The organism is Streptomyces sp. NPDC050617, assembly GCF_040654795.1.
Taxonomy (GTDB): Bacteria; Actinomycetota; Actinomycetes; order Streptomycetales; family Streptomycetaceae; genus Streptomyces.
Genome location: NZ_JBFAIS010000036.1, coordinates 24,768 through 38,384 on the forward strand (window position 1 = coordinate 24,768; position 13,617 = coordinate 38,384).

12 protein-coding genes are annotated in these 13,617 nt (G+C 74.0%); 7 read left to right on the top strand and 5 right to left on the bottom strand.

Annotation, left to right across the window (positions count from 1 at the left end; all coding sequences use genetic code 11):
- Positions 1-173 precede the first annotated feature (173 nt).
- From AB0I49_RS33555 to AB0I49_RS33565, 3 genes are read left to right on the top strand one after another with little or no spacing between them, the layout of a single operon-like run.
- On the top strand, positions 174-1,268 hold the full coding sequence (locus AB0I49_RS33555; protein ID WP_363230965.1) for a DUF4328 domain-containing protein: 1,095 nt from the start codon (positions 174-176) through the stop codon (positions 1,266-1,268).
- A 35-nt stretch (positions 1,269-1,303) separates the two neighbouring features.
- Positions 1,304-1,972 carry an RNA polymerase sigma factor gene (locus AB0I49_RS33560; RefSeq protein WP_363230966.1) on the top strand — a complete coding sequence of 223 codons (669 nt, stop codon included), beginning with the start codon at positions 1,304-1,306 and terminating at the stop codon, positions 1,970-1,972.
- Positions 1,972-3,336, top strand: a complete 1,365-nt coding sequence (locus AB0I49_RS33565; RefSeq protein ID WP_363230967.1) for a hypothetical protein — start codon at positions 1,972-1,974, stop codon at positions 3,334-3,336. Before AB0I49_RS33560 ends, AB0I49_RS33565 begins: the two co-directional genes overlap by 1 nt.
- 215 nt (positions 3,337-3,551) lie before the next feature.
- Here AB0I49_RS33565 and AB0I49_RS33570 read toward each other — a convergent pair whose 3' ends face one another.
- The gene (locus AB0I49_RS33570; RefSeq protein WP_363230968.1) at positions 3,552-4,319 is read right to left on the bottom strand and encodes a L,D-transpeptidase; all 768 of its coding nucleotides are present in this window, start codon (positions 4,317-4,319) and stop codon (positions 3,552-3,554) included.
- Positions 4,320-4,559: 240 nt separating this feature from the next.
- Here AB0I49_RS33570 and AB0I49_RS33575 point away from each other — a divergent pair, with 240 nt between their 5' ends.
- From AB0I49_RS33575 to AB0I49_RS33585, 3 genes are all read left to right on the top strand, one after another.
- Complete coding sequence (locus AB0I49_RS33575) at positions 4,560-6,149, top strand: methylmalonyl-CoA mutase family protein (RefSeq protein ID WP_363230969.1); 1,590 nt, start codon at positions 4,560-4,562, stop codon at positions 6,147-6,149.
- Between the two features lies 1 nt (position 6,150).
- Positions 6,151-7,410 (top strand): nucleotidyltransferase domain-containing protein, encoded by a 1,260-nt coding sequence (locus tag AB0I49_RS33580; RefSeq protein WP_363230970.1) that lies wholly within the window; start codon positions 6,151-6,153, stop codon positions 7,408-7,410.
- A gap of 75 nt (positions 7,411-7,485) precedes the next feature.
- Entirely contained in the window at positions 7,486-7,698 is a 213-nt protein-coding gene (locus AB0I49_RS33585; RefSeq protein ID WP_363133471.1) for a hypothetical protein, read from the top strand.
- A gap of 8 nt (positions 7,699-7,706) precedes the next feature.
- Here AB0I49_RS33585 and AB0I49_RS33590 read toward each other — a convergent pair whose 3' ends face one another.
- The gene (locus tag AB0I49_RS33590) at positions 7,707-9,272 is read right to left on the bottom strand and encodes an alpha/beta fold hydrolase (RefSeq protein WP_363230971.1); all 1,566 of its coding nucleotides are present in this window, start codon (positions 9,270-9,272) and stop codon (positions 7,707-7,709) included.
- Positions 9,273-9,356: 84 nt separating this feature from the next.
- On the opposite strand from AB0I49_RS33590, the gene AB0I49_RS33595 reads away from it, so the two are divergent.
- Positions 9,357-10,643 (top strand): erythromycin esterase family protein, encoded by a 1,287-nt coding sequence (locus AB0I49_RS33595; RefSeq protein ID WP_363230972.1) that lies wholly within the window; start codon positions 9,357-9,359, stop codon positions 10,641-10,643.
- A 50-nt stretch (positions 10,644-10,693) separates the two neighbouring features.
- Here the strand turns inward: AB0I49_RS33595 and AB0I49_RS33600 are convergent, their stop codons facing one another.
- The 3 genes from AB0I49_RS33600 to AB0I49_RS33610 are packed head-to-tail and all read right to left on the bottom strand — an operon-like array spanning position 10,694 to position 13,568.
- Complete coding sequence (locus tag AB0I49_RS33600) at positions 10,694-11,242, bottom strand: hypothetical protein (RefSeq protein WP_363230973.1); 549 nt, start codon at positions 11,240-11,242, stop codon at positions 10,694-10,696.
- Complete coding sequence (locus AB0I49_RS33605) at positions 11,239-12,873, bottom strand: ATP-binding protein (protein ID WP_363230974.1); 1,635 nt, start codon at positions 12,871-12,873, stop codon at positions 11,239-11,241. The genes AB0I49_RS33600 and AB0I49_RS33605 overlap by 4 nt, the downstream gene beginning before the upstream one ends.
- The gene (locus AB0I49_RS33610) at positions 12,870-13,568 is read right to left on the bottom strand and encodes a response regulator transcription factor (RefSeq protein WP_363230975.1); all 699 of its coding nucleotides are present in this window, start codon (positions 13,566-13,568) and stop codon (positions 12,870-12,872) included. The genes AB0I49_RS33605 and AB0I49_RS33610 overlap by 4 nt, the downstream gene beginning before the upstream one ends.
- Positions 13,569-13,617 lie beyond the last annotated feature (49 nt).

Here is a 13,617-nt window from a genome sequence, read left to right on the forward strand (position 1 = left end):
GGCCCCGGCCGCCGTCCGGTACGGGCATGTGTACGGCCCGTACTTCTTACAGCGCCGCGTGCCGCGAAACCGTCACACCGCGCGGCCGTGCGGGCGGTTCGGCGGCTCTGGACGGAACCGGGCGGGTGCCCGTAACGTGCTGGTCCGCGCCGGTGGGCGCGATTTCGCTCATCATGCCCGTGACCGGCGAGCGGTCACGTCTCCTGGGGGTCTCGAAGATGCATCCGTGCGGGAGCTGCCGCGCCGTCGCCGTGGGGCAGGACGGCCGCTGCGCCGCGTGCGGCGCGTACCAGCAGCAGCCGGGCCCGTACCAGCAGCAGCCAGGCCCCTATCCACAGGGCGGTGGATATCCGATGGGAGCCCCGCCCGCGCCCTACGCGCCCCCGCGGCTGCCCGCCGGCGGGGTGGATCTGCGCCGCGGGCTCGCGACGGCGGTGACGGCGCTGCTCGCGGTGACCATCGTCGTGCTGGTGCTGCGGATCGTCGCCGCGGCCGGGCAGTACGGCATCATCTCGGACGCCCTCGACGGCGGCCGGGCCAGTAAGTCCGACCTCGACGGCGCGGACGACTTCTTCCGGATCATGCTGCTGATCGGCACGCTGACGCAGCTGGCGACGGCCGTCGTATGGGCCGTGTGGTTCCGGCGGACGCGGCTCAACGCCGAGGTGTTCGCGCCCGGCGGGCACCGCTACGGCAGCGGCTGGGCGGCGGGCTCCTGGTTCACGCCGGTGGTGAACCTCTGGTTTCCCAAGCAGATCGCCAACGACATCTGGCGGGCCAGCTCCCCGGCCGGGCCCTACGGGCCCCGTGGCGTGCTCAACGCCTGGTGGGTGCTGTGGATCGTCGGGAACGTGTTCGGTTCGGGCGCCACCATGCAGTACCTCGTCGCGCGCGGCCGGATGGTCGACGCCGACACCGCCGTCTTCGACGTCCGCGGCCGAGTCGACGCCTTCCAGACCGCGCTCGCCTCCAGCATCGTCGCCTGCCTCGTGCTGCTCGCCGCCGCCATCCTCGCGATCCTCTTCGTCCGCCGCCTCACCGCGATGCAGGAGCAGCGGGCCATGGCGGGGCCGCAGGGCGGCGGTCCGATGTACGCCGGTGCGATGCCGGGCATGCCGTACGGCAATCCCGGGTACCCGGCCCCGGGCCAGGGCGGCTACGGCTACCCCGGTCCGCCGCAGAGCCCGCCCCCGCCGGCCCCGCAGGCGGGCCCGTACGGGCAGCAGGGCGGGCAGCCCCCGTACGGCTCCGGCCCGGCGAGGTACTGAACCGCGGGCCGACCGGAGTGGGGCAGGATGTGGGCGTGCTGGGGGACGACGCTGAGCTGACCGCCGCCGTATACGCGGCGCAGGGCGGGGACGAGACGGCCTTCAGAACCGTCTACCGCTCCGTACAGCCCCGGCTGCTCGGCTACCTGCGCACCCTGGTCGGCGAACCCGACGCGGAGGACGTCGCCTCCGAGGCGTGGCTCCAGATCGCCCGCGACCTCGGCCGGTTCCGCGGCGACGCCGACCGGTTCCGCGGCTGGGCCGCCCGCATCGCCCGCAACCGCGCCCTCGACCACATCCGGCTGCGCGGCCGGCGGCCCGCCATCGGCGGCGACGAGAGCGAGCTGGAGGGCCGCGCCGCCGACGCCGACACGGCCGGGGAGGCGCTGGAATCGCTGGGCACCGGGCGCGCGTTCGCCCTCATAGCCCAACTGCCGCAGGACCAGGCGGAGGCCGTCGTGCTGCGCGTGGTGGTCGGCCTCGACGCGAAGAGCGCGGCCGGGGTGCTGGGCAAACGGCCCGGAGCGGTACGTACCGCCGCGCACCGGGGGCTGCGGCGGCTGGCGGAACTGGTGACGGGGTCGCCGGGGACGGCGGGGCCGGACCCGGTTCCGGGGCGGCGGGGGACGCGCACGCCGCCCACCGGGGTGGGAGCTTCCGCAAGTGTGACGCAATTGCGCTCCGGGACGCAGAAGGACATGTGATGGCGGACGACCACCGGTACGGCTGGCTGGACGACGACGCCGCGGAGCGGCTGCTGCGCGGCGAACCGGTCCATGCCGACGATCCGGCCGGTACGGACGCGGCGGAAGTGGCGGACACGGCGGATGCGGCAGATGCCATGGACGCTGCGGATGCGATGGGCGGCTCGGGCGGCTCGGGCGAGGCAGCCGGGGCGGATGCGGCCGGAGGCGCGCGGGATGTGCCGAGCGCCGAGGACGTGAGCAGCGAGCGCGGTGCCGGAACCGGTGCCGGTGCCGCAGGTCGCGGGAGTGGGCGGACCGCCGCTGACCGGCTCGCCGACGCGCTCTCCGACGTCACCGCCGAGCTGACGGCCGCCGGGCCCGACGGCCGGCTCCCCGGCGAGGAACGGGCACTTGCCGCATTCCGGGCGGCGCGCGCCGAGCAGCCCGCGCCGGTGCGGACCGTATGGCTGGGCGCGCTGGCCGGCCGGCCCTCGTTCGTACGGCGGCCCCTGAAGGCGGCGTTCGCGCTGGCGCTCGCGGGCTGTGCGTTGGGCGGCGTGGCCGTCGCGGCCGGTACGGGCATGCTCCCGGCCCCCTTCGGCGACGGCGGCGAGCCGGGGCCCGCGACGAGCGTCTCGGCGGCCGACGACACGGGCGGCGGCTCCCGGTCGCCCCGGCCGGACCTCGAACTGAGCACGGGGGACCCCTCGCGGTACCCGTCGGGCTCCTCCGGCACCGCGCCGGGGGCGTCCCCGACGCCGGGCGGTGGATCGCCGGGTTCCGGGCACGGGGACGAGGACGGGGCCGACCCGTCCCCCAGCCGACAGGACGACGGCGACCCTCGCGGTGAGGGCAAGGCGGAGCACGGCGGCAAGCCAGGCAAGCCCGATAAATCCGGTAAGGGCGGCAGGGCCTGGGCCGAAGCGGTGTGCCGTGAGTACCTGTCCGCGAAGCGCGGCCCGAGCGGGGAACTCGACGACAAGAAGCTGCGGCGGCTGGAACGCGCCGTCGGCGGCCCGGCCGCCGCGCACAAGTACTGCGAGCGCGTCCTGGATTCCGGGGGCTCAGGGGCGGCCGGGGGTTCCGGGGCGGCCGGAGGTTCAGGGGCATCGGACGGCGCCGGAGGCGGCGGCCACGGCCATGGCGGCGGCCACGGTCACGGCGGCCACTCCGGCGGCGGCGCCGGGGACGACGAGGGGGAAGGGGGCGGAGGCGACGGCTCGGGACCAGGCGGGGGCGCGGGTGGCGGAAACAGCGACCCCGGCCCCGGCCCCACCACCCCGACGCCCGCCCCGCCCACGGTCGCACCGTCACCGACCACCTCGGCCACCCCGTCGGCGACGGCCTCGCCGGTGCTGGTTTCGGCCCCGGCGAACGGGTGACACGGTCGGGTGTGACGTTTTTCGGACGTCCGGCGCTGAATGAAGCAGGCCGACTGGTCATCGGCCGCGCATGAGGCCGGGGTTCCCCCCGTACCAACGGCCAGTGCGCATCCGGCGCGGGCGGGGCACGTTCCCCCGGCCCTGCCCGCGCTGCTCTTTCGACCGGTCGTACGGCTACCGGTCGTATGGCTACCGGCCGGCTACCGGCCGTACGGCTACCGGTAGACGACGACCCGGTCGCCCCTGCGGACCTCCCGGAAGAGCGCCGCGATCTTCTTCTTGTCCCGGACGTTGATGCAGCCGTGCGAGGCCCCCGCGTAGCCGCGCGCCGCGAAGTCCGAGGAGTAGTGCACGGCCTGGCCGCCGCTGAAGAACATCGCGTACGGCATCGCCGAGTGGTAGATCGTCGACACGTGGTGGCGGCTCTTGAAGTCCACTTTGAACGCGCCCTCGCGCGTCGGCGTGTACTGCGAGCCGAACCGCACGTCCATGGCCGACACGACCTTGCCGTCCACCATCCAGGCCAGCGTGTCGCTCTTCTTGCTGATGCACAGCACACGCCCGGTCCGGCACCGCCGGTCGGGCGTGTCGAGCGGCTCGGTGGTCGGGGGGTGCGGCTTCTTGACCGCCAGATGCGACGTATGGGGTGCAGGGGGTGTAGGGGTCGCGTGGTGGGTGCGGTGGGTACGGGGCTGAGTGGGGGCGTGCGGCGCGCGGTGGGCGGCATTTCCAGACGAGCCCGATGAGCCGGAAGAGCCGGACGCGCCGGGCCAGGAGGGCCACGGCCGTACGCCCGTAGCGGGCTTGGCGTCCGAGCCCGAGCCCGAGCCCGGGTCCGTACGGGCGTGGCTGCCGCCGGCCGCCGGCGGCGAGGCGCCGGAGACGGGCGCGGTCTGCACCTTGCACCCGGCGGTCAGCGCCACCGCCCCCGCCGCCACTCCTGCCGCGACGAGCACTCTGCGTACGAGAGTTGTCTGCTGCATCACCGCTGGATGATGCCCAGGGCCGCCGACGCCCGAACCTCACCCCCGGACGAGGTGGCACCGCCCCGGTCGACGGGCAGGCTGTGAGGAAGGTCCCAGCCTGTGCGGCTCCACCCTTCGCACGGCCGCCGCTACAGTCCGCGGCGGACCCCTGGTACCTGCGGCATCTGCACGGCATCTGCTCGGCATCTGTTTGTTCGGCATCTGTTGTTCGGCAACTCAGCGGGAGGCACAGAACCCATGGCGCGTGAGACAGAGTCCGGCCTGCCCATCGAGCCGGTCTACGGTCCGGACGCACTCGCCGACTGGGACGCGGCCGACATACTGGGCGAGCCGGGTTCGTACCCCTTCACCCGCGGCGTCTATCCGACGATGTACACGGGACGGCCGTGGACCATGCGCCAGTACGCCGGGTTCGGCACGGCCGCCGAGTCCAACGCCCGCTACAAGCAGCTGACCGCCAACGGCACCACGGGCCTGTCCGTCGCCTTCGACCTGCCGACCCAGATGGGCCACGACTCCGACGCGCCCCTCGCCGGCGGCGAGGTCGGCAAGGTCGGCGTCGCCATCGACTCCATCGAGGACATGCGGATCCTGTTCGACGACATCCCGCTGGACAAGGTCTCCACCTCGATGACCATCAACGCCCCCGCCGCGCTCCTGCTGCTCCTCTACCAGCTCGTCGGCGAGGAGCAGGGCGTACGGGCGGACCAGCTGACCGGCACCATCCAGAACGACGTGCTCAAGGAGTACATCGCCCGCGGCACGTACATCTTCCCGCCCAAGCCCTCCCTGCGGCTGATCGCGGACATCTTCAAGTACTGCAAGGCCGAGATCCCGAAGTGGAACACGATCTCGATCTCCGGCTACCACATGGCCGAGGCCGGGGCGTCGCCCGCGCAGGAGATCGCCTTCACGCTCGCGGACGGCATCGAGTACGTGCGTACGGCCGTGGCGGCGGGCATGGACGTCGACGACTTCGCGCCGCGGCTGTCCTTCTTCTTCGTCTCGCGGACGACGATCCTCGAAGAGGTCGCCAAGTTCCGGGCCGCGCGCCGGATCTGGGCGCGGGTCATGCGGGAGGAGTTCGGCGCGCGGAATCCCAAGTCGCAGATGCTGCGCTTCCACACCCAGACCGCGGGCGTACAGCTCACCGCGCAGCAGCCCGAGGTCAACCTCGTACGGGTGGCCGTGCAGGGGCTCGCGGCGGTGCTCGGCGGCACGCAGTCGCTGCACACCAATTCCTTCGACGAGGCCATCGCCCTGCCGACCGACAAGTCGGCGCGGCTCGCCCTGCGCACACAGCAGGTGCTGGCCTACGAGACGGACGTGACGGCGACCGTCGACCCCTTCGCGGGCTCGTACGTCGTCGAGACGATGACCGACGACGTGGAGCGGGCCGCGCTCGATCTGATGGCCAGGGTCGAGGACATGGGCGGCGCGGTCGCCGCGATCGAGAACGGCTTCCAGAAGAACGAGATCGAGCGCAGCGCGTACCGCATCGCGCAGGAGACGGACAGCGCCGAACGCGTCGTCGTCGGCGTCAACCGCTTCCAGCTCGACGAGGAGGAGCCGTACGAGCCGCTGCGCGTCGACCCCGCCATCGAGGCCCAGCAGGCGGCGCGGCTGGCCGCGCTGCGCGCCGAACGGGACCAGGCGGCGGTGGACGCGGCGCTGGCCGAGCTGAAGAAGGCCGCGGAGAGCGAGGCGGGCTCGGCCAACGTCCTCTACCCGATGAAGGACGCCCTGCGGGCGAAGGCGACGGTGGGCGAGGTCTGCGACGCGCTGCGCGAGGTGTGGGGGACGTACGTGCCGGCCGACGCGTTCTGACGTGAAGGGCGGGGGAGCGGGCGCGGGTGGTGGCGGGGGCGCGGGTGGTGGCGGAGGCAGCGGGACCGGCGCCGGTTTAGCCGGCTATACGTACGGCTACGGCCTCTTCGTCGTCGGCGGGCTGGACCTGGCGGGGCTCGCGGACGCCCTCGCGGAGGGCTTCGGCGTGTCGGCGGCCGAGATCGGCGTGGCCGCCGCGGGCGACGCACCCGCGCCGTCTCCCGTCGTGTGCTCGTACCGGTCGGTGACCGGCGACGTCTCCTGGCACCTGGAGATCCGCGTCCGGGAGGGCGCGGCCGACCCGCCCGAGGGCCGGGCCCTGGGGCGGTGCGTCGCCGCCCGACTCGCCCGGCCCGTGCTGTACGAGGCGGAGCTGTTCCGCCCGAGCGCGTACTGGGTCGTCACCCCGGACGGCGTCCACGGGAGGGCGCGGCTGCACGGCCCGCAGTACGGGGGAGACGGGCAGTCCGGCTCCGGCGGCGGTCGGCCCGGCACCGGCGGTCGGCCCGGTTCCGGTGGTCAGTCCGGCTCCGGCGGTCGGCCCGGCTATGTCGTGGACGCCGCCGAGATCCCCGTGCCCGGGCTGCCGAACGTACCCGTCGAGATCATCTACGAGGCGATCGGCGACCGCTGCGGCTTCCCCTTCGCCGAGGCGCTGCGCGAGATCGTCGACGCCCTGGCGGAGTGCTGCCCCCACGCCCGTACGGCCGCCCTGCGCGGTTCCCTGGCCACCGACACGGCGGATCGTTTCAGCGACTTCGACCTCGTGTGGACCGTGCCCGACGCGGACTTCGCGACGTGCGTCGAATCGGCGGCGTCCTTCCTGGACGCCGCCCACCCCCTCCTGCTGCCGCCGCGCAGCGACCCCGACTTCCGTTCCCGCCCCGACCGCCGGCTGCTGTTCTTCACCTTCCGCGATCTGCCGCTGTTCTGGCGCCTGGACCTGGAGATACGGGCGGAATCCGGCTCCCCGGCCGGGCCCGCGGCGCCGGCGGGCGGCGGGTGGCCGCTCGCCGCGAGCGCGCTGGCCAACGCGGTCGCCGCCGTGAAGGCCGTCCAACGCGACCGTCCGGACGCGGCGCGCGGCCTCCTCGACCGCGGCTTCGAGCGCGTCGGCTCCGAGCGCCGGGCGACGGGCCGCTGGCCGGAGGACGTCCGGCGGCTGGCGGAGGCGGCGGTGCAGGGGGAGAGGGGGCGGGAGGAGGGGGTGCGGGCCTTCGCGGAGCGGCTCCGGGGCCTCGTGGCGACGGAACTGGAGTGACTGAACCGCTCCGCTTCGCGCTGATTCGTGCTGATCCGGACCGTGGGAGCGATCAGCCTGAGTCAAACTGGTCTCATGTCGTCTCCCCGCCGCGCCTGCCCCATCTGCACCCGCGAGATCGCCGTCGTCGGCGGCCGCTACGCCCGCCACGACCCGCCGGGCCGCCGTACGAGCTTCGAGTTGATCTCCTGCCCCGGCTCCCGCCGGATGGCCCCCCTGATGGCGGCGGCCCCCAAACTCTTCGACCCGGAGGAGCCGCCGATCCCCGGCCAGCAGCCGCTGTTCTAGCTGCCGTTCTAGCTGCCGTTCCGGTCTCCGTTCCGGTCTTCGTTCCGGTCTCCGTTCCGGTTGTCGGGGCTCGGGTCGGCGGCGCACTCACGGTCGTGTCGGGGCAGCTCACCGGAGGCGAGGTAGGCGTTGGTCAGGTCGTCGACGCAGCGGCTGACGCCGCTCCCGTACGCGACGTGGACGCGGGCGTGGAGCGTCGCGAGCCGCGACCGCCGCAGCAGGCCGTGGAGGGCGACGCCCTCCGAGTAGGCGGCCTTGACGTCGTCGGTGGCGGCGATGAGGAGGGCGGGCACGCGGTTGCCGACGGCGGGGTGCGGTTCGCGCGGGGCGGGCCAGAAGGCGCACGGCAGGATGTTGTGGAACAGCGGCCCGAACACCGGCAGGGCGGCGCGGCTGCGCTGCACGTCGCGCCAGTACGCCATCGGGTCGTGCGGCGCGGGCCCGTCCGCGCAGGAGACGAGGACATCGGCGCCGGTCGGCCCGTCGGGCGGGGCGGCCATGGCGCGCAGCAGCCGCTCGGCCGCCCCGCCGGCGGGCGGCGGCGCGGGCTTCCCGTCGGCAGCCGTGCGGAAGAGGCTCAGGACCTCGCCGAGCTGCGGATCGCGGCGGGCGTCGGCGAGCAGCGCGTACAGGGCGATGGGGAAGTCCCGCTCGCTCACCGTGTACGGGCCGAGCCGCAGCGGCGCGCGGGCGGCGGCCCGCTGGATGTATTCGACGGTGCGCAGCACCTCTCGGCGGGTGGCCCCGAGCCCGTACGCGTCATCGCGCCGCGCCGCCCACCCGGCCCACGCGTGGAGCGCGCGTTCGGTGGACGCGGCCTGGCCCTGGAGCGTACGGAGCGGCCAGCGGCGCGGATCCACGGGCGCGTCGAGCACGAGCCGGTCCACGCGGGAGGGGAACAACTGCGTGTAGACGGCGCCGAGGTACGTACCGTACGACTCGCCCAGATAGGAGACGCGCCGCTCGCCGAGCGCGGCGCGCACCCGGTCGAGGTCGCGGGCGACGGAGAGGGTGCCGGCATAGGGGAGGGCGTCGGCGGCATGGGCGCGGCAGTCCGCCGCGAGTCCGCGCTGGCGCGCCGCCGACCGCCGGAAGCCGTCGAGGTCGTGCCCGGCGGCCTCCGCCCAACTCCGCACGGGCCACCCGCAGTCGGCCGCCGAACTCCGCCCGACGAATCGCGGGTCCACGCCGATCAGATCGAACCGGGCGGCCAGTTGGTCCCCCATCGCCCGGAGCGTCTTCACGGGCATCCCGAGCCCAGGACTGCCGGGCCCGCCGGGGTTGGTCAGCAGCGCCCCGATCCGGTGCGCGCGGTCGGTGGCGGCGATACGCGAGATGCGGAGGGTGACGGTGCGCCCGTCGTGCGGATCGGCGTAGTCGAGGGGCACGGCGAGATCGGCACAGCGGGCCTTCGCGGCGTCCAGCGCGGCGTCCCGGCAGGGTTCCCAGACCGGCGTGTTCGGAGTCGGAGGCTCCGCACCGTGTGCGACCGCGCCGGGGACGAGCAGCCCGGCGGCGGTGGTGACGAGGGCGAGCGCGACGCGTATGGCGGTGTTCTTCCGGCGAATCCCCATGGGGGAGGGGACGCGGGGGAGGGGAGGGAGGTTGAAGGGGAGGAGGGGGAGGATGGGGGCCGACTCGGTGGGAAGGGAAGAGCTGTGGCGGGGGAAGTGACGGCTTGGCTGGCGGCGAACGCGGTGCCGCTGGACGGCGGCCTGGCGGCGGGCGCGCCGACCGCCGACCTTCAGCCGCTGAAGCGGACGCTGGACGGGGTCCGGATCGTGGGGCTGGGGGAGGCCACGCACGGCACGCGGGAGTTCTTCCTGCTCAAGCACCGGCTGCTGGAGTTCCTGGTCACGGAATTGGGGTTCTCCGCCCTGGCGATGGAGGCCGGCGCCTCGGCGGCCCTCGCCGTGAACGACTACGTCGTGCACGGCGTCGGCGAGGCCGCGGACGTGCTGACGCGGCTGGGCTTCTGGACCTGGCGGACGTACGAGGTGCTTGCGATGGTCGAGTGGATGCGCGCGTACAACAGCGGGGTGCCCGACGCGCAGAAGGTGCGCTTCGTGGGCATCGACCCGCAGCGCTGCGGGGACTCGGTCGCGGCGCTCGACGCGTTCTTGCGGGCGGCGGCGCCGGAGAGGGCGGAAGCCTTCCGGGCGGCGCTCGGCGGACTCGGCGACGCGACGCCGGGCGCGCCCCTCGCGTCACGGCAGCACCGGCTGCACCATGCCCGGGAACTCGTCGACTTTCTGGAGCGGAACGCGGCCGACATGACCGGACTCACCTCCGCGGCACAGGTCGACGAGGCACGTCGGCACGCCCGCCTCACCGCCCAGGCGGCTGACGTGGTCAGCCGCCCCCTGCACCACGAGGAGCCGGAGCGCAGCGCGCTCGCAGCCCGCGACCGGTACATGGCCGAGGCCGTCGCGGAGCTGCTCGACCGCGACGACGCCGCTAAGGTCGTCCTGTGGGCGCACAACGGCCACATCATGACGGGTCACTACAGCGGCGGTGTCCCCGCACTGGGCCGGCATCTGCGGCAGCGCTACGGCGACGCGTATTACGGGCTCGGCCTGCTGTTCGGGAAGGGGGCGTTCCGCGCCCGTCGCGGTGGGCGCCGCGCTCTCGCCCGCCCCGCTTCCGCGCGGCGGGCGCCCGTCAGGAACACGATCGGCCCGGCTTCCGCCTCCCTGGAGGCGGAGCTGGCAGCGGCCACCGCCGGAAGCCACATGGTGAACCTCCGCACCGACGACGCCCCGCCGGCAGTGGAGCGGTGGCTGCGCGAACAACGCTTCCAGCGCAGCTTCGGGGCGTACGTTCCGCGCTTCACTTACCGGTTGAACCGGATGCCGACGGTCCTGGCCGAGGAGTACGACGGCCTGGTCTTCATCCCGGAATCGACGTGCTCCCGGCCGCTGCCCGAGGAAACTCCGACCCCCTGACGCCCTGATGCCCTGGCCTCCTCAGCTCCTGAGCTCCTGGGTGCACGGGTTCAGCGGCCGGAGACCGGTACGACGTCGCCCGCCGCGTCGCAGCGCACGGTCCACGGCGTCCTGTAACCGGGCTCGTGGATTCGTACGGTCACGTCGGGTGGCTGCTTGCCGCCGGGCAGGCGGGCGTTGGCCGCGGTGCAGACGATCTGGCTGAGGCCGAGGCCGCCGCTGGGGGGCATCGCGGACACGGGCACGGGCAGCCGCACGTCGACGGCGCCCTCGGCGGCCCGCGCGACCAGCGGTCCGTGGAATGGCGGGACCTCCGTCGTCAGGCCGCGGGCGCGTTCGCCGGCGTCGGGACCTTTGAGGAGCAGGTCGAGCGCCTGCTGCGGGGACGCCGGCTCGGGGACCTCGCGGGTGACCGACTGGAGGCCGAGGGGGGTGACGAAGTAGAGCTGCGCGTGATCGGTTTCGGACCCCGGCGGGCGTATTCCGGATGCCGGGGCGCCGGCCCGGACCGGGCCGGTCGAACCGGCCCCGCAGCCGGTCAGACAGAGCGCCAGGAGTGCCGACAAGAAGGCGGCCAGGCACCCGAATGAGCGCTTCACGACGGCTCCTCCTCCGTGGGCGGCGGCTGTGGGAGCGTCACGGTGAACACCGCGCCGCCGGCCGGGAGGTTGGCGGCGGTGAGGGTGCCGTGGTGCAGGCGTACGTTCTCCATCGCGATGGCCAGGCCCAGGCCGCTGCCCTCGGACCGGGTGCGCGCCGTGTCCGCCTTGTAGAAGCGGTCGAAGACATGGGTCAGGACCTCGTCGGGGATTCCGGTCCCGCTGTCGGCGATGTCGATGATGAGGGAGCGGGGCGTGGCGGCCGCCGGGGCGGTACCGGACGCCGGGGCGGTACCGGTCGCCGGGGCGGTGGAGGCCGTCCCCACGATGGCGGGTGCGGTGACGGACGCCCGTACGGTGACCGGGGCCGCGCCGTGGCGCAGGGCGTTGCCGATGAGGTTGGCGAGGACCACGTCGACGCGGCGGGCGTCGACGCGGATGTACGTACTGCCGCCGGGGAGGTCCGTGACGATCTCCGGCGAGTCGTGCCAGCCCCGCAGCTGGAGCGTCTTGTGGATCAGGGTGCCCAGTTCGACGTCGTCCAGGTGGAGGAGCGCGGCCCCGGCGTCGAAGCGGGACATCTCCATGAGGTCCTCGACCATCGTGGTCAGCTTGCGGGTCTCGTCGCTGATGAGGAGGACCGCGTCGGCGGTGTCCGCCGGCAGCTTGCCCGAGCGGGCGTCCTCGTCGAGGGCGTCGGTGACGGCGGCCATCGCGGCGAGCGGGGTGCGCAGTTCGTGGGTGACGTCGGCGGCGAACCGGCGGGAGTTGGCCTCCATGCGCCGCAACTTGGTGTCGTTCCGTTCCAGCGCGCCGGCCATGGTGTTGAAGGTGCCGGTGAGCGCGGCGAGTTCGTCCTTGCCCACGGCGTCGAGCCGGGTGTCGAGGGCCCCTTCGGTGATCTTCTCGGCCGCGGTCCGCAGCCGTCGTACGGGCCGCAGGACGCGGCGGGCGGCGAACAGGGCGGGGACGACGGCGAACGCCAGCGCCGGGATCGCTCCCGCCCAGGCGGCGGTGGTGAGCGCGGAGATGTCGGTACGTTCGCGGTCCAGGGAGAGGTCGGCGTAGACGACGAGGCCCGAGGGCTTGCCCGCGTACTGCCGGTTGTCCCGCGTGTAGCCGACGGGCATGCCGATGACCAGGCGGGGCCCGGCGCCGTGCTCGACGCGCTCGTAGAAGGCGGCATCGCCCTTCTTGGTCGTCGCGGCGCGCAGGGCGCGGCTGACGTCGGCCGTGGCGCCGATGAGCGGTCCGCCGTCGCGGGAGACGGCGGTGTGCCAGTCACTGGAGCCGGCGGCGCGGTCGAGCTGCCGGGCGAAGGCGCGCAGATCGGTGTCGGTCGGGGCGGCCGGGAGGTTCGGGGCGAGCGAACTGGTCTGGAGCCGCAGGTCGTGCACGGCGCTGTGCTGGCTGCGGTCCAGGATCGACTGGCGGGCCTGGCGGAAGGTGAGCGTGGCGGTGACGAGCGCGCTGACCGCGGCGACGAGGAGGAACGCGACGATGAGGCGGGGGCGCAGGCCGCGGGGCGCGGTGAGCTTGATGCGTTGGGTGCGGGAGGAGGACTGTGGTGACTTCGTACGGGTGGTGGGCCGGGGGAGCTGCGTACGGGCGCCGAACCGAGGGAGCCTCATGCGGGCAGCGGCCCGAAGCGGTAGCCGAAGCCGCGCACGGTCTGGACGTACACGGGCCGCCGCGGGTCGTCCTCGATCTTGCCGCGCAGCCGCATGACGCAGGCGTCGACCAGGCGGGCGTCCCCGTAGTAGCTGTGCTCCCAGATGTCCTCCAGGAGTTGCTGGCGGTTGAAGGTGCGCCCGGGGGCGGCGCTGAGGAAGAGCAGCAGCTTCAGCTCCGAGGGGGCGAGGGTGAGGTCTGCCCCTCTCTTGCGGACGATGAGCGCGTCGCGGTCGATCTCCAGGTCGCCGATCCGGGTCAGGCCGGTGGTCGTGCCGGCGCCGTCCTGGGCGGGGGCGACGCGCCGCAGGACCGCGCGCATCCGCGCCTCGATGACCGCGGCGCCGGCCGGCTTGACGACGTAGTCGTCGGCGCCCGCCTCAAGACCGACGACGATGTCCATGTCGTCGCCGCGGGCGGACAGGATGACGAGGGGGACCTGGCTGGTCTCTCGGATACGGCGGCACACCTCCAGGCCGCTCATCCCCGGCAGCATCAGGTCCAGGAGCACGAGATCGGGCTTGATGGCCGCCAGCGCCTCCAGCCCGTCCTCACCGGTGCCGACCGCCTCGGTCTCGTGGCCCATGCGGTTCAGGCCGAACACGATGCCGCGGCGTACGGCCGGGTCGTCCTCGATCAGCAGGACGCGGGACATGGACGGAACCTCCGGGCAGCACGGGCTTCATAGGGGAACGTATCGCGAC